Genomic DNA, 18,549 nt, shown 5'->3' with positions numbered 1-18,549 from the left:
TCTTCTAACAATTGCTAGGAACCAATAGCCTAACGCGCTGCTTTCCGCATCATCGAAACAAGGAATGCGATCATGAGCAGCACCACCGACAAGATCTCCGGCCTCGCCAACGAAGCTGTCGGCAACGTCAAGCAGGGCGTGGGCAGCGTCGTCGGCTCCGAGAAGCTGCAGGCCGAAGGCAAGGCTCAGGAGCTCAAGGGCGACGCGCAGAAGGCCGTCGGCGACACCAAGAGCGCCGTGAGCAACACTGCGGACAAGCTGACCAAGTAATTGGTTCAAGGGATGGCCGAGGCCATCCCTTTTTATTTGCCGACGCCGGCGTCATCGCTCGCGCGTAATTTTCAGATCCAGTTTACGGAGCGCCTCATGTCCATTCTCGCCTGGATCGTCCTCGGCCTCATCGCCGGCTTCATCGGGAGCAAGATCGTCAACAAAAGCGGCGAAGGCTTGATCCTCGACATCGTTCTGGGGATCGTCGGTGCCGTCGTCGGCGGCTACCTGTTCACCCTCTTCGGCGCCGCGCCGGTCACCGGCCTGAACCTCTACAGTCTGCTCGTCGCCATCGTCGGTGCTGTCGTCGTCCTCGTAGTCTATCACATGATCACCGGCAGCAGCCGTCGGATCTGACCCTGGACCTGCCCGGGTCCCCGCGACCCGGGCGACGGCCCGGCCTTCTGTGTTTTCCTTGCGACTCGCCAGCGATAACGCGCGGCGCCTCCCCCCAGCTCAAAATCCTGGCGTATAAGCTGCGTGCAAGCGCGCACCACATGCGCCGACGCTTGGAGCCCTGGGAATGACCGACCTGCCCGACTACACGCCGCCGACCGTCTGGACCTGGAACAAGGGAAGCGGCGGCCGCTTCGCCAACATCAACCGGCCGATCGCCGGCGCGACGCACGACAAGGATCTGCCGGTCGGCGCGCATCCGCTGCAGCTCTATTCGCTGGCGACGCCGAACGGCGTGAAGGTCACGGTGATGCTGGAAGAGCTGCTGGCGCTCGGCCATACCGGCGCCGAATATGACGCCTGGCTGATCCGCATCAACGAGGGCGACCAGTTCGGCAGTGGGTTTGTTGCCGCCAACCCGAACTCCAAAATCCCGGCGCTGGTGGATCACAGCGGGGCGAGCCCGATCCGCGTCTTCGAGTCCGGCGCGATCCTGATGTACCTCGCCGAAAAATTCGGCGCGTTTCTGCCGACCGAGCCGGCGGCGCGCGCGGAATGCCTGTCCTGGCTGTTCTGGCAGATGGGCAGCGCCCCCTACCTCGGCGGTGGCTTCGGCCATTTCTATGCCTATGCGCCGATGAAGATCGAATATGCGATCGACCGCTTTGCGATGGAAGCGAAGCGCCAGCTCGACGTGCTCGATCGCCGGCTCGCCGAGAGCGACTATATCGCCGGCCCCGAGTACACGATCGCCGACATCGCGATCTTTCCCTGGTACGGCGGCATGGCGAAGGGCTGGCAGTATAACGCGGGCGCCTTCCTCGACGTCGAGTCCTACAAGAACCTGCAGCGCTGGGCCGACCTGCTGCTCGCCCGTCCGGCGGTACAACGTGGCCGTATGGTTAACCGCACCTTCGGCGAACCGGCCGGGCAACTGCACGAGCGTCACGACGCCGGCGACTTCGAGACGAAGACGCAGGACAAGGTGGTTGCGGCCGAGTGAGCGGGCGATTTCTTTCCGCTTTGGTGGTTCGACCAAAGCGGAAAGCGCTCCGGACTATCGGCCGGCGTCGGCAAACACCGCCTTGGCGATCTGCAGGCCCGTCATCGCCGGCGGCCAGCCGGCGTAGAATGCAAGGTGGGTGAGCGTCGCGATGATCTCGTCCGGGGTCACGCCGTTCTCAAGGGCTTTCTTGAGGTGGAACGGCAATTCGTTCGCGCGGTAGAGCGAGATGAGGCAGGTGATCGTCACCAAGCTGCGGTCGCGTGGCGAGAGCGCCGGATCGGCCCAGACGCCGCCGAACAGGACCTTGTCGGTGATCTCGGCCAGATGCGGCGCGATGGCGCCGAACGCTTGGCGGGCATCGGTGGGCTCTTCGAGCATGGTGTTCTCCATTGACAAGGGACGCGCCGATCATCGGCGACTATATCAGTGTGCGACAAAACCACCGTCGACGGGCAAAGCAACGCCAAGCACGAAGCTCGCGCCGGGACTGCAAAGCCACAGCACCGCCGCCGCGACTTCTTCGGCCTGGCCCATACGGCCGATCGGCTGGTCGCGCAAAAACTCTTTCATCGCATCAGGATCGATGCCGTCGCCCATCGGCGTGTCGATGCAGCCGGGGCACACGGCGTTGATGCGGATGCCCTTCGCTGCGTAATCCATCGCTGCGCTCTTGGTGAGGCCGATCACCCCGTGCTTGCTGGCGTGATAGGCGGCTCGGCCCGGCAGCCCGACGAGACCACCGAGCGACGAGCAGTTGACGATCGCGCCGCTGCCTTGCCGCCGCATCTGTAGCAGCTCGTGCTTCATGCAGGTCCAGACGCCGCGCAGATTGACGGCATTTACCTCATCGAAGGCTTCACCCGTTTCGTCGGTCACGTCGCCGATCGGGCCGAGAATGCCGGCATTGTTGTACGCCATGTCGAGCCGACCGAACGCGGTGACCGCGCGCGCAACCATCGCCGCCGCCTGCGCTTCGTCGGCCACGTCGCACGAGACAGCGATGGCGCGGTGGCCAGCCTCGCTGAGCGCATCGGTCGCCGTCTGCAGCGCCGCTTCATTGCGGTCCGCGAGTACGACGGCCGCGCCGGCTTGCGCGAAAGCCTTCGCGGTCGCCAGCCCCATGCCGGAACTCGCGCCGGTGACCAATGCCACCTGCCCCGTGAAATCATATGTCGGATTCATGATGCTTGCCTCTCAATTGCTACAGCGGTTGATCAAAGCCGCGCGGCCCACGGGCTGCAGGTACGCCGGGCGATCGCACGGTATTCAGGCCGTGGGAGTCGGCTGATACTGCGCGTCGGTGACGTGCTCCAGCCAATCGACGGCCTTGCCGTCCAGCTTTTCGTTGATGGCGATATGCGTCAGCGCCGTTGTGGCGGCCGCGCCGTGCCAATGCTTTTCACCAGGCGGAAACCACACGATATCGCCCGGGCGGATGGCCTCGATGGGACTGCCCTCGCGCTGGACCCAGCCGCAGCCGGCGGTGACGATGAGCGTCTGGCCGAGTGGATGAGTGTGCCAGGCGGTGCGCGCGCCGGGCTCGAAGGTAACGATGGCGCCGCCGACGCGGGCCGGCTCGGTGCCGGCGAAGGGCGCGTCGATGCGGACGGTGCCGGTGAACCAGTCCGCTGGCCCTTTGGCGGAAGGCTGAGTTCCAGCGCGCGTGATGTTCATGAGGTTCGGTCCTTGTGAGAGCAAGATTGAGAGGGCTGGCGACGCGGCCGCATGCCGGGGATCCGGCGCCAGGCACGAAGCCCAATCTAGCCATTGCCGATCTCCTCGATTAGCCGCTAAAATCGGCATGGGCTTATGAGCAAAGGTCATGGATGCCGCGGCAGACTCTCAACGATCTGACCGCCTTTCTCGCGGTCGCGCGGGCGCGCAGCTTTACCGGCGCGGCGGCCAAACTAGGAGTGTCGCAATCGGCGCTGAGCCACACTGTGCGGGGACTCGAAGCCCGGCTTGGCGTCCGCTTGCTGACGCGCACCACGCGAAGCGTCGCGCCGACGGAAGCGGGCGAGCGCCTGCTGCGCACGGTCGGGCCGCGGTTCGAAGAGATCGAGGCGGAGCTCGCCGCGCTGACCGAGCTGCGGGACAAGCCCGCCGGCAACATCAGGATCAACGCCGGCGAACACCCGACAAGCAGCATTCTATGGCCGGCGCTCGAGCGTCTTCTGGCAGCCTACCCCGACATCACGGTCGAAGTGGCCATCGACAACGGCCTGACGGACATCGTCGCCGAGGGCTATGATGCCGGCATTCGCCTCGGCGAGCAGGTCGGGAAAGACATGGTGGCCGTGCGCATCGGCCCCGATCTGCGCATGGCGGTCGTCGGCGCCCCGGCCTATTTTGCCAAACGACCGTGGCCCAAGATGCCGCAGGACCTCACCGATCATGCCTGCATCAATCTGCGGCTGCCGACGCGGGGCGGCCTCTATGCCTGGGAATTTGAAAAGGGCGCGCGCGCGATGAAGGTGCGGGTGGAGGGACAGTTCGCCTCCAACGACAGCAAGATGAACCTCAGAGCCGCCCTGGCGGGCAGCGGCCTGGCGTATGTGCCGGAGGATCGCGTGCAGAGCCACATCGAAGACGGGCGCCTGGTGCGCGTCCTCGCAGACTGGTGCGCGCCGTTTTCGGGCTACCACCTCTATTACCCGAGCCGGCGACAGGCCGCGCCGGCCTTTGCCCTTCTGGTCGAGGCGCTGCGCTACCGCCATTGATCGTGGGACGTGGGACGTGTGATGTGTCCTGTGACCTGATCGCTTAAGTCAGTCCACGCGAGCAGCCGGCGCTCTAGAGCGCCAGCGCCACGGAAGCCTGGGCGCCATGATGCGCCGGCGGCGGACTGAAGTCGGTCGACTTGAAGTAGTCCGAGAGATAGGCGACCTTTCCGTTCACATCCAGGCGCACGACGGAGACGACTTCGTTGTTGTACTCGCCGCCCGCGGCGAACGTGCCTTTGACGGTCCAGGCGGAAATCATCCAGTCCGGTTCCGCGTTCACCGAAAACGTCCGGGTCCAACGGATGTCGGCGAAGCGGCGCCTGATGATCCGCAACATGCGCGTCGTCAGCGCGGCCCCATGGACCGGCTTGAGACCGGGAAAAAGAAACAGGCAATTGTCGGCGAGAATGGACGCCGCCCCCGGGATGTCGTTGTCCGAGAGTCGATCGAAGAAGTCCGTCTGCATGTCGAACATCGGCTGGCGTGCGCGGAGCATTGTAGATTGAGCGATCGCGGTCACTGAGCAAAACTCCCTTACGGCACCGAGCCTGCAACGCTCCGGTAAGGCCACGGTAACGCTTCGTTAACTCAACAGCGAATCAATTTTAATGAAAACAGACCGTTAGCTGGAAAGAAAGTTGGGTAGGAGACTAATGCTCAAGCCGCCTTGGTTTGCACCAGCGGCGAGGCGGAGCGCGGATGCGAAGGAATGGGAAAACGCGATGGAGCTCGGCCGCGCTTTTCAAAAGATACACGTGGAGTTCGACGCCCCGGCCAAGAGCCTGTGGGTCTGTTTCGCATCAGATGGCGTCCCCAGCTACACGGTGGCGGTGCTGGAGGATTTGCACGCGCTGTGTGCCATAGTGAAACAACGCTTCCAGGCGGCCGCATTGTCGGGCGCGCGAGCGCCGGTCCGCTTCTTCATCCTCGCGTCCCGCATGCCCGGCGTCTTCAATATGGGCGGGGATCTTGGATTGATTGCAACCCTGTCACGGTCGCGTGACCGCAGCGCCCTGGAGCACTACGCGCGTTTGACGGCGGACATCGTCCACATGATGTGGTCGGGCGTCGACCTGCCGATGGTGACGATATCGGCCGTCGACGGCAATGCCTTCGGCGGCGGTTTCGAGGCCGCGCTGTCTACGCAATTCATGGTCGCCGCGCCGACCGCCAAATTCGCCTTTCCGGAAGTCCGCTTCGGCCTGTTTCCCGGCATGGGTGCAACCAGCCTGCTCGGCCGGCGCACCACGAAGGCTTTTGCGGAACGGATGATCGTCGAGGGCAACACCATATCCGGCGGCGAGGCTTTCGCCGAAGGGATCTGCGATCGTTTGGCAAAGCGCGGGACGGCGGTCGATCTCGTGCGACGTCTCACGCGACGCTGGTCCAGCGACGATCGCTTCGCGGCCGTCTTCCGGCTTGCCGCGTCACGGCAGGCGGCGGCGCGCTACGACCGCACCGAGGCGCGCGCCGTCGTGGCGGTCTGGGTCGACGCGGTTCTCGGCCTTGATGAGCGGCGGATCAAACACATCGACAAAATCGTTGGCGCTCAACGCTTGATGGGGGCCAGACTGGCTGAAAGGCAGGCATGACGAAATCGATGAACGAGAACACCCGCCGCACGGCCCCGGGACGCAACAAGGCTGCGAAGAAAGGCAGCCTCTGGCGGCGCCTGCAATACAGCCTGCTGAGCAGCGTGCGCCGCGAACGGCTGTCCGCGAGCGCCTATGCCGTGCTCGTCGAGGCGCTCTACGGGACGGTCGTCGGCTACATGTCGCTGGTGTTCGCCGCACTGCTCCTGACCGGCATCACGTTCTTCAGCAACCGGACCTGGACGACCGGATGCTTCCTGCTCGCGATGCTTGCCGTGGCGGCCCTGCGGATCCGGCTCATGATCCATTATCGCCGCTGGCGGCGCAACGCCGTCGGCTTCGAACGGACAAGCGTGCGGACCATCGTCCGCTGGGAGGCGGAATATGCCGCCGTCGGCGTCGTGATGATGATGGTGATCGGCGCGACCTCGTCCTACATCGTTCTCAACAATACCGATGGCGCGGATCTGGCCGTCGCGATCATGATCACCATCGGCATCGCAGGATGCATCGCCGGGCGCAACGGCAGCCGGCCGAAGATCGTCGCCCTGCAGGTCTTCTCGGTCTGCACCCCGTTTGTCGTCGCCCTGTTGGTGCAGGGTTCTAGGGGCACCGCGATCATCGCCTTCCTGACCCTCGTCTTCTTTGCCGCGGCGATGTCATCGACCAAGGCGCAGTATCAATCGTTGCGAACGGCCGTCGCCAACGAGCGCAAGTCGCGCATCCTGTCCATTGCCGCCCGACGGAACGCCACCCGGTTCGATACCGCGCTCAACACGATGCACAACGGCCTTCTGATGTTCGACGAGCGGCTGCGCGTCGTCATTCTGAACGACCGGCTGAAGACACTTTGGGGACGCCCGTTCGTCGAAGGACTGCGCGGCATGACGACGGCCGAGTTCGTCGAAGCCTTGTCGAATACCTTCGCGGCACCGGCACAAGAGATGCAGCGCCAGATCCGCGCCTTCGACGTTGTCGGCGACCGCCGCAATGCATCCGTCGAGGTGACGGACCACGTCAACAATCGGCGCTACGACATCAGCCTGGCGCCGGTTGCCGGCGGCGGGATCGTCGCCGTCGTCGACGATGTGACGGAGAAGCGCACGCAGGACGATGTCATCTTCCGGCTGGCGCATCAGGATAGCCTGACCGGGATCGCCAACCGGCTGGCTCTGAGCCACCATATCGGCATGATGGTCGATGAAGCGGAACACGGCCGCGCCGGCGTCGCGATGTACGTCGACCTCGACGGGTTCAAAGCCGTCAACGACTATTTCGGCCACGCCGCCGGCGACAGGCTTCTCAAGAAGGTCGCGCAACGGATCGAGGCCTTCATCGAAGCCGACGGCTTCGCAGCGCGTGTCGGTGGCGACGAATTCGTCGTGTGCTTTTCATCGGGGACCACGGAAGAGATCACCGAAACCGCGCAGACTCTCATCGCGGATCTGTCGCGCGCCTATGTGATCAACGGCAAGCGGGTGGAGATCGGAGCGAGCGCCGGCCTCGCCCGCATTCGCTGCCTGGTTTCGGATCCGAACGAGATTCTGAGGATCGCGGACGTGGCGCTATACGAAGCCAAGAAGACGAACCGCGGCCACGCGGTGTGGTTCAGCGAAGAGATGGACCTCAAGGCGCGCGATTACCGTGAACTTACGGTCGAACTCCGCGACGCCATCGATACGGGAGCGTTGCGGCTTCATTACCAGCCGACAATCGACTTTCGAACCGGCAAGATCATCTCCTGCGAAGCGCTCACGCGATGGACCAGCGCCACCCGCGGCGAGATTCCGCCGAGTGTGTTCATCCCGCTTGCCGAAGAAAACGATCTGATCGATCGGCTCGGTCTGTGGTCGCTGACCCAGGCCTGCAAGGATGCCCAGCACTGGCCGGATCCCGCCATCAAGATCGCCGTCAACCTCTCCACCGACCAGTTCAAGAACAACTCGGTGTCGACGATGATCGATCGCATCCTCGACGAGACCGGGCTGCCGCCGTCGCGCCTCGAGATCGAGATCACGGAGAGCGTTCTGGCGGAAAACGTGACCTCGATGAAGCTGGAGCTCGAGCAGATCGCCGGGACGGGGGTCTCCATCGCGCTCGACGATTTCGGCATGGGCTACTCGTCGCTGAGCTATCTCCACAATCTCCCGATCCAGAAGGTCAAGCTGGATCGAAGCTTCGTCAAGCGGCTTGATGACGATCCGAGCGCCGTCATGCTCATCGCGTCCATCGTGCAGATGACGCAGACCATGCGGAAGGAACTGGTGATCGAGGGCGTCGAGACCGCCGACCAGCTGTTGCTCGTGTCCCAGGCGAATGCCAGGCTGATCCAGGGATTCTATTTCTGCAAGCCGCTGCCGCAGGATCGGCTCATCGCCTATATCGAGACCGCCGCGGCGATGCAGTTCGAGCCGACGTTGCGGCTCGGGCAGCCCTGAGGGCGTACCGCTTCAGGGAAACACCGGGCGCAACCCAGCAGATAGCCATCGAAGCCGCACCGCGCTCAAATCCTGTTGATGGCATAAAGCACGGTGTCAAACCCGTTATGGCCGTGCTGGCGCATGTAGAGATCGCTCTCCGGACACAGATCCATGACGAGCTCCGGCAAGGTCCATAGATCTTCGGGTTTGTGATAGATGCACACGGCGAGCGACGGCTTGCACAAGGCGATCGTCTTCTGCGCGCCTCGAAGCGCCTCCGCCTCGAAACCTTCGATGTCGAGTTTGATGTAGGTTGGGCGTACGCCGACGAGCACGTCGTCGAGCGCGAGAACACGGACCTTCGTCTTGGACGGCTCGAGATCCAGATGGGAGCTTGCGCCCTCCCCATCGGTGAAGAACAGGTCGGCCGACTCCGCCGCAAGACCGCATGGGAAAAGAGCTGCTTTCGTCGAAGCGGCGCTAGGAATGAAGCGTCGCCACGACGTCGCGCGAGACGGCGAAGGAGAGCCGCGACGCGGCGAACAGGGCGATCATCGTCGAGGCTTTCTTGACCACCTGATCGACGACACCGTCGAAGGAGTCCGCGCAATACAGCGCGAGACCCTGCTGGAACAGCGCGGTTCCCTTGACGGGTCCGTGCCGGAACAGCTGCTCGCAGGCCATGAAGCCGAGGCGCTCCGCGAGGATCGCGTAGATGCCGGCCGCGTGCGGACCGGCATGGGAGAATGCGACGTCGACATCGGGCGCCACGGCGAGGATGTCGCAGCGCAGCGCGACCTCGAGAAGCGCGCCTCCGATGGGCGCCGACACGCAGGCCAGGGTCAGGCATCGCTGCTCCGCCGCCAGGTTGGCGAGCACCACCAGGAGGTCGATCATAGCGGGCGTCGCCGCCGGGTTGAGATCCCGCAGCTCCGCGTGATCCGGGAACTGCAGAACGATGACACGGGCGGTCGCCGCAGCCCGCGTGACCGCGGCGATCAGGTCGGCGGCGAACATCGGGTCGTCCGGACTGCCTACCGCGACATCCGCCCGATCGATCCGCGCCTTGCGCCGCTGCGCCGCCTCCTGGTCGTACGCGAGCCGTTCGGCATCCAACGACGCCATCTTCGCATCGAAGGCATCCCGGTGTTGCGCGCTCATCCGGCTGGCGTGCCCGGCGCGCATGGCTTTGAGATCGATCATATCAGCAGCTCTATGAATGGATGCGCGGCCGGATGCCATCCGGCCCGGGCGACGCCCCCTCAGCGCCGGCATTAGCGACAGGCCGCCGTGAAGATAGATTGAAGATGATCGTTAAAAAGCAACATATTGCCATGTCCGCTGTGCATGACGGCAGGGCTCCTGCAATTATGCGAGCACGTGAAGCGAAAACTGGGCGATGCGGCGCGCTGACAGGCGTTCAGCCCTTCGGCCGAAAGCTCGCCAGCACGGCAGGATCGGTCTCGATCCGCGCGGCGCCGATGAGGTCGAGGCAATACGGCACGGCGGCAAAGATCGCATCGAGGCAGACGGCGATCGACGCGGGCTTGCCCGGCAGGTTGATGATGAGGCAGGCGCCGCGCTGCGCCGCCATCTGCCGCGAGAGGATCGCCGTGGGCACGGACTTCAAGGACACTTGGCGCATCAGCTCGCCGAACCCGGGGAGGACGCGGGGCGCCGCGGCTTCGGTGGCCTCGGGGGTGAGATCGCGCGGGCCGGGGCCGGTCCCGCCGGTGGTGAGGATGAGGTCGCAGCCCTCCACGTCGGCGAGGTCGATGAGCGTGTCGCGCACGCTTTCGAACCCGTCCGGGATGATCCGGCGCAGGATGGTGAAGGGCGTGGTCAGCAGAGCCTGCAAATAAGTTTCGATCGCGGGGCCGCTCTCGTCCTTGTAGATGCCGGCGCTGGCCCGGTCCGAGGCGGTGACGACGCCGATGCGGGCGGCGCGGGGGTGTGTCTCGTCCACGTCATATCCAATCGTCATGGGTAAAAGTCGGCGCATTCGGGTCCGAGCCGCCGGCGCTTGCATCGGTTTGCGGAACAGGCTCGCTTCGTGCTTCTAGAGCGCTTTCCGTTTTGGTGGGATCACCAAAGCGATCAGAAATCGCTCTCTTCTCAAAAAGTTAGAGCATTTTCTCGATCACAAAAGTCTGCAACTTTTGTGGAAAATGCTCTAGGCGATCACGGTTCGGGTGGAGAGTCCTTTGCGCTATTCCCTAGGTTGTCATCTCTCCTACCGGGTCTTCAGCGAAACGCTCTTCATCTTCAACCTCGAAGTGGCGCGGCTGACCCGCCATCGCGAGCTGCGGGAGACTCTGACCTTCTGGCCGGATCTGCCGGTGCGCACCTATACCGTGCCGGATGCACAAAATCGATATGCCGCCGTGCTCGTGCCGCCGGGCGATTTCGCGGTGGACTACGAAGCCGAGGTCGACCTCGACGTGTTTCGCGCGGATTCCACCACCATCGACGAGATGCCGGTGGCCGAGCTGCCGCTCGACATCCTGCCCTACCTGCTGCCGAGCCGCTTCGTCTCCTCGGACCGGCTCGGCGCCTTCGCCCAGCGCGAGTTCGGCTGGCTGCCCAAGGGCCACCGCCGCGTCACCGCGATCTGCAACTGGATCTACGCCAATTTCGACTACCGCCGCGGCTCCAGCGACGGCGAGACGACGGCCGACGAAAGCCTCCTGGCGCGCGCCGGCGTGTGCCGGGACTTCGCCCATGTCGGCATCGCCTTCTGCCGCGCGCTCGGCATCCCCGCCCGCTTCGTCAGCTGCTACGCCTTCGGGCTGAAGCCGCCGGATTTCCATGCGGTGTTCGAGGCCTATCTCGCCGGGCGCTGGTGGCTGTTCGACGCCACCCGCCAAGCCAACCTCGCCGGTCTCGTGCGCATCGGGGTCGGCCGCGACGCCGCCGAGATCGCCTTCTGCACCCCGTTCGGCGACATGCAGCCGATGGATATGGCTGTCCACATCGGCTACGCCGACGGCAGTTTGGAGTACGGCCGGCGGACGGTGGAGGCGATTTCGACGGACGAGCCGGCGGGTGCTGGGGCGCGGTCTTAAAGACGGAATGAAATGACGAACGTCATTTCATTCGCAGGTTGGGCGATCTTTGCATTGCGGGTTATGCCCGCCGCCGCGCCGGAGCCCCGACCGCACGCGAATTACTCACGTGCTGGAAAAGGATCTCGCTGAGGAACGCAGCGAATGGATCGAGCCAGATCCCGCCATGGCCATCGATGACCTCTTTCGAGGCACCGACAACCCAGAATGGGTTGGTCTGCTCCGGCCCTGGCGGATCGAGGGCGAACGAGGCGCCGCCGGTCGGACTCGTCAGCTTGTGCGTCCGAAACGCCGGCACGAAGCCGAGCGCATGGGTCAGGCAGTCTTTCTCGAGTTGGCCTATCGTCGCTTCGTCGACCCGGTGGAGGACGTTGCCGATCGGAAAAAAGGTGCCGACGGGTTCGTCGTTTTCCGCCTGCGCGCAGATGAAGACGGGAGGCTGGCTTGTCGTCCGCTTTTTGAACTCTTCGTCCGCGAGCAGGTCGTAGAGCGGAAGGTAGCGCGCCGCTTCGATCGCTGGATTGATCAGGAGGACCAAGTCGGCAAAACTGGTGACGAGTTCGCCAACCGGCGACGACGCCGCCTCGATGAGGGACTGCGCGAGAGCGGACAGGACGATCATCCCGCCGAAGCTATGGCCCGTGATGACCAAGAGCGGCGATCCGGGCGGCAAACCGCGTTGCGGTTCCCGGCGATGATTGCGGTAATGCCGCAAGCGACCGAACAGCTCCCGGACCGAGCCGATCGCGACACGATTGCCGGCCGCCTGGCGGCCCCAGAACGTGGCGTTCGCCACGGCATCGCCGATCCCGAACTCGCTCATGCCCCGCCAGCCAACGAAAATGCCGAGGACGGGTCGCGGCGTCGCTTCGCCGGGCAAGTTCTTCTCGTGGTCTGCGACACGGGCGAGAACCCTGCGGAAATGAGAGAGATCATCGTCGTCGCTGCGGGCGTCATGTTTCCAGCCGTGAACGAAGACCAGAATGATGGCGTCTTCTTCAGCCGTTCGAAGGGCGTCGATGCGATCCGCAACGCCGTCTATCTGGCGACGATCGTAGCAGCGTCCCAGATCGTCGAACTCGACGATCGCCAGCTCATACGTGTTGGCCCTCATGAAGCCATGAAACGTCTGATGCGCCGCGTTCGGCATAATACCGATGGGCCCATAGTTTTGGGTCGGCGTGAGATCGACCAAGCCGTCGTTCGGAATGCCTTCCTCCATGATTCCCTCCAGGAGCAGCGATTATTGCTCGTTTTAGAACGCCAAATATGGGTAAGAACGCCAAATATGGGCACCATCAAATAATTCTGAGAACAACCTCGCGCGACATACTCGATGCCGGCGCGCATGAAACGCATCGGAGGCAACTGTTTCGACTTCGAGGGGTGCGCTCTTGTCGAACGCAGGAACTCGACGCCCTTCTATAAAGTAGAAAGAAACAGCTATATTGAAAATAAGACTTTCGCCGGGATCCCTCGAGTCTGTCCCGCTGATAAGTCTCCGTGGGCGTGACGCCCCGCCGTCGCGGCGATTCCGATGGACGGGTCGGCCTATGCGGCTTAACCGGCGATCACGATCTGCTTCAGGATTGGGTGACGACATGATCGTGCCACATGGCCCCGTGAGATCACGAGCGCCGGTGGCCATCCCGCCGGCTAGATCTCGAACGCGAGGGACGATGCAATGATCAGGCGGCAAGCCATTTCCAGGGTCGGCGCAACGGTCCTGGCGCTCATGCTGGCTCTCGCGGCGGGCGGTCGGGCGCAGGCCGACCAGCCGATCACCGTCGTCATCAACGTCGATGTGCTGCCGGACCGCGTCGCGGACGGCAAGGCGATGCTGCGACAGGACGGGCAACGCAGCCGCGGCGATGCCGGGTTCGTCAGCTGGCAGCTCCTGCAGCGCACCGACCACGACAACCACTTCGCCATCATCGAGGCTTGGCGCAGCATGGCCGATTTCGACCGGCACGTGGGCAGCGAGTATGCCAGGGCGACGCGTGATACGCTGCAGCCGCTTCTCGCGGCGCCTTTCGACGAGCGGATGTTTCGGGCGGTGGACTGAGGCCGGTCTTCAAGGCCGTCATCGGGAGCGCAGCGACGCAACCCAGGGGGATAAGACCCTACAGACTAAAGCCCCTCCACGATGACGATCTCGCCGTCGCTCACCGGCAGCCGGTGCTTCCGCGCCGCCTGGTAGACCGGCGAGTTCCAGCAGTCGAGCGCCGCCTGGTAGGAGGGAAACTCCAACACCACGTTGCGGCCGCGGCCCTGCCCTTCCATCGCCTGCGACCGGCCGGCCCGGGCCAGCGGCACGGCGCCGAATTCTTCGAACGCCGGCTTCGCGGCTTCGGCGTAGAGCTTGTAAGTGTCGGCATCCCGCACGTCGTAGCGGCCGATCCAGTAACCTTTCATGCGCTCAGTCCTTCTATCTCGATCAGTCTTCGGTTGCGGCGAAGGCCGCAAAGGCCGCCGCGTGATCCGCGTGCCAGCGCGACAGCGGCGGGCGGTTCTCGACGATGTCGCCGGCGGCCCAAAGGATGCGCCGCTCGTCGACGGCGCGCGGCACGTCGTTGTCGGGACATAGGATGTAGAAATCGCCGCGGTCCAGGCTTTCCAGCATGAAATCCACCGTCTGCTCCGCCGTCCAGGCAGCCGCTGGCTTTTCCGCCCGGCCGCGCGCGGTGAGGCCGGTGTAGACGAAGCCCGGGATCAGCAGATGCGCCGCGATCTTGCAGCCGTCGGTGTTGCGCAGCTGGTGCTGCAGCGCCTCGGTGAACGCCTTGATGCCGGCCTTGGCGATATTATAGGCGGGATTGCCGGGCGGCATGGTGATGCCCTGTTTCGAGCCGGTGTTGATGATGAGGCCGGGCTTGCCTGAGGCCACCATGCCGGGCCCGATGATCTGGGTGCCGTGGATCACGCCGAGCAGGTTGGTGCCGAGCATCGCGCTCCACGCTTCCGCCGGACCGAAGACATCGGTCGATGGCGAGATCGCGGCATTGTTCATCAGCACGTTGATGGGGCCGAGCTGGTCCAGCACCACCTTTTCGAGATGGGCGAGCGACTCCTTCAAGCTGACATCGGTCGGCACCGCGAGCGCCACGCCAAGCGCGCCGAGTTCCTGCTCCGCCGCCGCGAGCTTTTCGCCCGGGAGGTCGGCGATGGCGACGCGCAGACCGAGTTTCAAGAACGCCTTGGCTGCGGCGAGACCGATGCCGGAGGCGCCACCGGTGATCACAGCGACGTTGCGGGAGACGAGAACGGGGTGAGTCATGAGGGACGCCTGGTTGTGAAAGACGGCATGAGAACGGGCGGAGCGCGGAAAGGTTGAGCCTGGCTGGCCCGGTTCGCGGGCGCTGCCAGTTGCGCCTTATCGTACGCCGATTTCAACCGCATAGGCCCGCACCGCAGAACACAAAATAGTTGCGCCCATCGACGCGCCAATGAAATCAACGAGCATGCCTCACTTTATCGCATAGGTTGCGCCCTGAAGGATCGGAACCGACTGGTAGGAGCTTTGAGCGCGCGCCAAGCTCAGAAATCAACGAACCCTTTCGCCAGCAATTCGTCGATATGCAGGGTTAGTGGATCGACGGCGACCTCAAGACTATAAGGGAAAGGCGCGGCTGCGTTTGCCGCGACATCGCGACTTTTGCTTCTTGCATGCCGGACCAGGCAAAATAAATATTACGCGAGTAAAAACTTTGAAAACAACACGCATCGCATCGCGTATCGCATAAACTGCGTGCCGGAAGCGCCGAGCCGTACCCAAACGCATAAAACCTTAACATTTGTTTTAGTGGTTTACGCCATGGTGTTATCACAAACCATTTAACGGGCGGACGACTCGGATGAACTTCAGGAACTTGCGGCTGAGCGTGAAACTGGCTACCGGATTTGGTGCCCTGCTCCTGGTCACGGCGATCAGCTCGACGTTCATCTTCACGCAAACGGAGAAGCTCTCCGATATCGAGCGGGTGAACACCGCATCGGGCGAAGCGGTCGATCTGATCGATCGACTTACCGGCCACTTCGCCATGGCGCGCGGCGGAACGTTCAAAGTCATCTTCTCCGGCGCCGCGAGCGATGCGGCCATCGTCGAAGACGAATACAAAACCATCGAGAGGGATAGCGAAACGCTTCAGGCCATATTCGCCAAAGACGCCCCGCAATTTCTGAGCGCCCTCGAAAAATACAAGGCCGCGACGACGTCGTACGCCAACGATGTGTTGCGAAAGGAAACGGCGCTGGCCGCCGATCCCGTAACGCGGCCACAGGCTTTGACCATGGCCTGTTCGACGATAGCCGGACCTTACATCCGCGCCGTCAGTGAATCCTTCGCCGACTTGCGGGCGAAGGTCTCCGGCTGGAACAAGGACACCAGCGTCGCCGCCGCCAGTTCGATGTCTCAGACCGAACTCGTCGTCGTCGTCGCCGGGCTCTTCTCGCTCATGCTCGGCCTTGCGCTGTGCTGGTTCATTTCCAAGGCGATCGGCGGGCCGTTGCAGGCGATGACCGGCGCGATGCGCCTGCTGGCACAGGGCGCGCAGGACGTGACGATCCCCGCCATCGGCCAGACCGACGAGATGGGCGAGATGGCCGGCGCGGTGCAGGTCTTCAAGGATGCGGCGATCGAAAAGCGCCGCCTGGAAGCCGCCGCCGTCGCCGCGGAGCACAGAGCGGAAGAGGATCGCCTGCGCAGCGAAACCGCAAGAGCCGAAGCGGCGCGGCAGCTGTCGCAGGTCGTCGATGGCCTCGCCGCCGGCCTCGACCGGCTCGCCGCCGGCGATCTCGTCAACCGTCTGACCCAGCCGTTCGCCCAGGACTATGAAAGTTTGCGGGCCAACTTCAACGACGCCGTCGCGCAGTTGCAGGAAACCATCGAGGTCGTCACCGCCAACACCGGCGCGATCCGCTCCGGCACCGGCCATATCTCCTCGGCCTCCGACGACCTGTCGCGCCGCACCGAGCAGCAGGCGGCCAGCCTCGAAGAGACCGCCGCCGCGCTCAGTGAAATCACGACCGCCGTCAAGAAGACGGCCAGCGGCGCGGCGCATGCCCGCGACGTCGTTCGCGTCGCCACCGGTGATGCGGAAAAATCCGGCGAGGTCGTGGCGCGCACCGTGCAGGCGATGAGCGGCATCGAGCATTCGTCCCGCCAGATCGGCAACATCATCGGCGTGATCGACGAAATCGCGTTTCAGACCAACCTTCTCGCCCTCAACGCCGGGGTCGAGGCGGCGCGTGCCGGCGATGCCGGACGTGGCTTCGCCGTCGTCGCCAGCGAAGTGCGCGGCCTGGCGCAGCGCTCCGCGGAAGCCGCAAAAGAGATCAAGGCGCTGATCCGCGCCTCCGACGAACAGGTCAAGGCCGGCGTGCTGCTCGTCGGGGAAACCGGCGAAGGCCTGACCCGCATCGTCCAGCAGGTCGCGGAAATCAGTTTGATCGTCAACGAGATCGCGACTTCCGCCGAAGAGCAGGCCAGCGGCCTGTCGCAGGTCAACATCGCGGTGACCCAGATGGACCAGGTGACGCAGCAGAACGCCGCGATGGTGGAGGAAGCCACCGCTGCGACCCACAGCCTCGCCAACGACAGCGAAGAGCTGGCGCGCGCCGTGAGCCGCTTCCAGGTCGGCGGTACCGTGCAGCCGATCGCGGCGGCTCGGGCCAAGGCCGCGGCAGCCCCGCGTCCGGCGCTGAAGACCGTGTCGCGCGGTGGTCCGGTCGCGGCGCTGCGCACGCAGGTCGCAACGGCGGTCGACAGCTGGGAAGAGTTTTAAGGGTCGGCCCGCGACGTCATCCTGGCCGGGGAGAGCCGAGCCCCGTGATTTGTGGAGATCGAGCCCGGCGAAAGCGCTTTCGTCTTTGGTGGAATCACCAGAGCGATAAGAAATCGCTCTCTTTTCAAGAAGTCGGAGCATTTTCTTGACCCGCAAAAGTCTCCAGCTTTTGCGAAAAATGCTCTGGGCGGCGGATTTGGACTCTAGCGTCATCACGATATGGCAAAGCCGCCATCGACCGCGAGCATGACGCCGTGCACGTAGCTGGCGGCCGGACTTGCGAGAAAGAGAACGGCGTCGGCAACGTCTTCCGGCAGGCCCATACGCCGCGCGGGAACGGTTTCCATCATCGTTGCGAGCACATCGCGGATGCCGGCGTTGACCGGGGTTTCGATCGCGCCGACATCGATCCCGTTGACCCGGACGCCCGAGGGACCGAACTCCGCGGCCCAGCTTCGCGTCATCGCGTCCAACGCCGCTTTCGCGCCTCCGAACAAAGCCATGCCGGGCATGCCGAAGGCAGCGGTTCCCGCACACAGATTGATGATCGCGCCGGCACCATGCTCGACCATCGACGGTGCGATAGCGGCGATCAAGAAGAACGGCGCGCGAACGTTCAGCCCGAAGGTGTAATCGTAGTCCTCGAGCGTCACCGCGTTGCTCGGCTTGTGAAAGCCGCCCCCCGCGTTGTTGACGAGAACATCGATGCGTCCGTTTGCAGCCTCGAGAGCGCGGCGAGCCAGATCGATGGTCGTCTCATGATCACTCAGGTCGGCGATGAGGAGAGTCGCGTTTGCGCCAGCGTCCCGTACAGCCGAGCATGTCCGTTCGCCTCGCACAGCGTCACGGCCATGGACCAGCACATGGGCCCCCGCCCGACCGAATGCGATCGCGGTTGCTTCTCCGATACCTCTCGTCGCGCCGGTCACGAGGACGGTCTGTCCCTGGAACGATGCTTTCGTCTCTGCAGCAGACGCCATTTTACACCTTCTCAGCAAACCACCAGCTCGATGGCTCGCACTCATCATGCTGCGACTACGGTGCGATTTCAGAGCGTAACCGACGCGTTGCGACCGTAACGCCGGCCAAAGCCCCGCAACGGTCGCGGCGCACCCGGCGCTGACGGTATCGCGGCGGTCCGGTCGCGGCAGTGCCCATGCAGGTCGCGACGGTCAACAGCTGCGAGGCGTTTTGAGGCTTGACCCGCGACGTCATCCCAACGATGCGCGCAGTCTCGTATCATGCTGGCATGTGCTGGTTCATGGATCCCCGGGTCGCGCGGCGGGCGACCGGG

Annotated in this window: 21 protein-coding genes; 10 read left to right on the top strand and 11 right to left on the bottom strand. The window is 64.1% G+C overall.

Annotated features, from left to right (window positions below):
- Positions 1 to 72 precede the first annotated feature (72 nt).
- The 3 genes from GSQ79_RS20800 to yghU all read left to right on the top strand — a co-directional run bounded on the left by GSQ79_RS20800 (position 73) and on the right by yghU (position 1,669).
- Positions 73 to 270 (top strand): CsbD family protein, encoded by a 198-nt coding sequence (locus tag GSQ79_RS20800; protein WP_158810663.1) that lies wholly within the window; start codon positions 73 to 75, stop codon positions 268 to 270.
- 96 nt (positions 271 to 366) lie between these two features.
- Positions 367 to 627 (top strand): GlsB/YeaQ/YmgE family stress response membrane protein, encoded by a 261-nt coding sequence (locus tag GSQ79_RS20795; RefSeq protein ID WP_158810661.1) that lies wholly within the window; start codon positions 367 to 369, stop codon positions 625 to 627.
- 166 nt (positions 628 to 793) lie between these two features.
- Positions 794 to 1,669, top strand: a complete 876-nt coding sequence (gene yghU, locus GSQ79_RS20790) for a glutathione-dependent disulfide-bond oxidoreductase (RefSeq protein ID WP_158810659.1) — start codon at positions 794 to 796, stop codon at positions 1,667 to 1,669.
- Positions 1,670 to 1,723: 54 nt separating this feature from the next.
- Here yghU and GSQ79_RS20785 read toward each other — a convergent pair whose 3' ends face one another.
- The 3 genes from GSQ79_RS20785 to GSQ79_RS20775 all read right to left on the bottom strand — a co-directional run bounded on the left by GSQ79_RS20785 (position 1,724) and on the right by GSQ79_RS20775 (position 3,346).
- Complete coding sequence (locus GSQ79_RS20785; protein ID WP_158810657.1) at positions 1,724 to 2,050, bottom strand: carboxymuconolactone decarboxylase family protein; 327 nt, start codon at positions 2,048 to 2,050, stop codon at positions 1,724 to 1,726.
- 45 nt (positions 2,051 to 2,095) lie between these two features.
- On the bottom strand, positions 2,096 to 2,854 hold the full coding sequence (locus GSQ79_RS20780) for an SDR family oxidoreductase (protein WP_158810655.1): 759 nt from the start codon (positions 2,852 to 2,854) through the stop codon (positions 2,096 to 2,098).
- 84 nt (positions 2,855 to 2,938) lie between these two features.
- A complete protein-coding gene (locus GSQ79_RS20775; RefSeq protein WP_158810653.1) occupies positions 2,939 to 3,346 on the bottom strand; it encodes a cupin domain-containing protein in 408 nt (135 codons plus the stop codon).
- Positions 3,347 to 3,498: 152 nt separating this feature from the next.
- Between GSQ79_RS20775 and GSQ79_RS20770 the strand changes: the two genes are divergently transcribed.
- Positions 3,499 to 4,392: a LysR family transcriptional regulator gene (locus tag GSQ79_RS20770; RefSeq protein ID WP_158810651.1), complete on the top strand. Its 894-nt coding sequence runs from the start codon at positions 3,499 to 3,501 to the stop codon at positions 4,390 to 4,392.
- A gap of 73 nt (positions 4,393 to 4,465) precedes the next feature.
- Here the strand turns inward: GSQ79_RS20770 and GSQ79_RS20765 are convergent, their stop codons facing one another.
- The gene (locus GSQ79_RS20765; protein WP_158810649.1) at positions 4,466 to 4,915 is read right to left on the bottom strand and encodes a nuclear transport factor 2 family protein; all 450 of its coding nucleotides are present in this window, start codon (positions 4,913 to 4,915) and stop codon (positions 4,466 to 4,468) included.
- 133 nt (positions 4,916 to 5,048) lie between these two features.
- On the opposite strand from GSQ79_RS20765, the gene GSQ79_RS20760 reads away from it, so the two are divergent.
- The gene (locus tag GSQ79_RS20760; RefSeq protein WP_158810647.1) at positions 5,049 to 5,987 is read left to right on the top strand and encodes a crotonase/enoyl-CoA hydratase family protein; all 939 of its coding nucleotides are present in this window, start codon (positions 5,049 to 5,051) and stop codon (positions 5,985 to 5,987) included.
- A gap of 8 nt (positions 5,988 to 5,995) precedes the next feature.
- Positions 5,996 to 8,425: a bifunctional diguanylate cyclase/phosphodiesterase gene (locus GSQ79_RS20755; protein ID WP_158810645.1), complete on the top strand. Its 2,430-nt coding sequence runs from the start codon at positions 5,996 to 5,998 to the stop codon at positions 8,423 to 8,425.
- 65 nt (positions 8,426 to 8,490) lie between these two features.
- Here the strand turns inward: GSQ79_RS20755 and GSQ79_RS20750 are convergent, their stop codons facing one another.
- The 3 genes from GSQ79_RS20750 to mog all read right to left on the bottom strand — a co-directional run bounded on the left by GSQ79_RS20750 (position 8,491) and on the right by mog (position 10,391).
- Positions 8,491 to 8,895 (bottom strand): FkbM family methyltransferase, encoded by a 405-nt coding sequence (locus GSQ79_RS20750; RefSeq protein WP_210253163.1) that lies wholly within the window; start codon positions 8,893 to 8,895, stop codon positions 8,491 to 8,493.
- Positions 8,888 to 9,610, bottom strand: coding sequence for a hypothetical protein (locus GSQ79_RS20745; RefSeq protein WP_158810643.1), 723 nt, complete (start codon positions 9,608 to 9,610; stop codon positions 8,888 to 8,890). The genes GSQ79_RS20750 and GSQ79_RS20745 overlap by 8 nt, the downstream gene beginning before the upstream one ends.
- A 217-nt stretch (positions 9,611 to 9,827) precedes the next feature.
- Positions 9,828 to 10,391 (bottom strand): molybdopterin adenylyltransferase, encoded by a 564-nt coding sequence (gene mog, locus GSQ79_RS20740; protein ID WP_158810641.1) that lies wholly within the window; start codon positions 10,389 to 10,391, stop codon positions 9,828 to 9,830.
- A gap of 220 nt (positions 10,392 to 10,611) precedes the next feature.
- On the opposite strand from mog, the gene GSQ79_RS20735 reads away from it, so the two are divergent.
- Positions 10,612 to 11,472, top strand: coding sequence for a transglutaminase family protein (locus tag GSQ79_RS20735; protein ID WP_158810639.1), 861 nt, complete (start codon positions 10,612 to 10,614; stop codon positions 11,470 to 11,472).
- 61 nt (positions 11,473 to 11,533) lie between these two features.
- Here the strand turns inward: GSQ79_RS20735 and GSQ79_RS20730 are convergent, their stop codons facing one another.
- Positions 11,534 to 12,124: a hypothetical protein gene (locus GSQ79_RS20730; RefSeq protein ID WP_158810637.1), complete on the bottom strand. Its 591-nt coding sequence runs from the start codon at positions 12,122 to 12,124 to the stop codon at positions 11,534 to 11,536.
- Positions 12,125 to 12,166: 42 nt separating this feature from the next.
- Between GSQ79_RS20730 and GSQ79_RS20725 the strand changes: the two genes are divergently transcribed.
- Positions 12,167 to 12,778, top strand: coding sequence for a hypothetical protein (locus GSQ79_RS20725; protein WP_158810635.1), 612 nt, complete (start codon positions 12,167 to 12,169; stop codon positions 12,776 to 12,778).
- Between the two features lie 378 nt (positions 12,779 to 13,156).
- Positions 13,157 to 13,537 carry a putative quinol monooxygenase gene (locus GSQ79_RS20720; RefSeq protein WP_158810633.1) on the top strand — a complete coding sequence of 127 codons (381 nt, stop codon included), beginning with the start codon at positions 13,157 to 13,159 and terminating at the stop codon, positions 13,535 to 13,537.
- A 65-nt stretch (positions 13,538 to 13,602) separates the two neighbouring features.
- Here the strand turns inward: GSQ79_RS20720 and GSQ79_RS20715 are convergent, their stop codons facing one another.
- Both GSQ79_RS20715 and GSQ79_RS20710 read right to left on the bottom strand, forming a co-directional pair.
- A complete protein-coding gene (locus GSQ79_RS20715; RefSeq protein WP_158810631.1) occupies positions 13,603 to 13,887 on the bottom strand; it encodes a DUF1330 domain-containing protein in 285 nt (94 codons plus the stop codon).
- Positions 13,888 to 13,909: 22 nt separating this feature from the next.
- Positions 13,910 to 14,749 (bottom strand): SDR family oxidoreductase, encoded by an 840-nt coding sequence (locus tag GSQ79_RS20710; protein ID WP_158810629.1) that lies wholly within the window; start codon positions 14,747 to 14,749, stop codon positions 13,910 to 13,912.
- A 577-nt stretch (positions 14,750 to 15,326) separates the two neighbouring features.
- On the opposite strand from GSQ79_RS20710, the gene GSQ79_RS20705 reads away from it, so the two are divergent.
- Positions 15,327 to 17,255: a methyl-accepting chemotaxis protein gene (locus GSQ79_RS20705; protein WP_158810627.1), complete on the top strand. Its 1,929-nt coding sequence runs from the start codon at positions 15,327 to 15,329 to the stop codon at positions 17,253 to 17,255.
- Positions 17,256 to 17,467: 212 nt separating this feature from the next.
- Here GSQ79_RS20705 and GSQ79_RS20700 read toward each other — a convergent pair whose 3' ends face one another.
- Positions 17,468 to 18,235, bottom strand: coding sequence for an SDR family NAD(P)-dependent oxidoreductase (locus tag GSQ79_RS20700; RefSeq protein WP_158810625.1), 768 nt, complete (start codon positions 18,233 to 18,235; stop codon positions 17,468 to 17,470).
- Positions 18,236 to 18,549 lie beyond the last annotated feature (314 nt).

Source organism: Beijerinckia sp. L45 (genome assembly GCF_009765775.1).
Classification (GTDB): domain Bacteria; phylum Pseudomonadota; class Alphaproteobacteria; order Rhizobiales; family Beijerinckiaceae; genus RH-AL1.
This window is presented reverse-complemented; position numbering and strand designations above follow the sequence as displayed.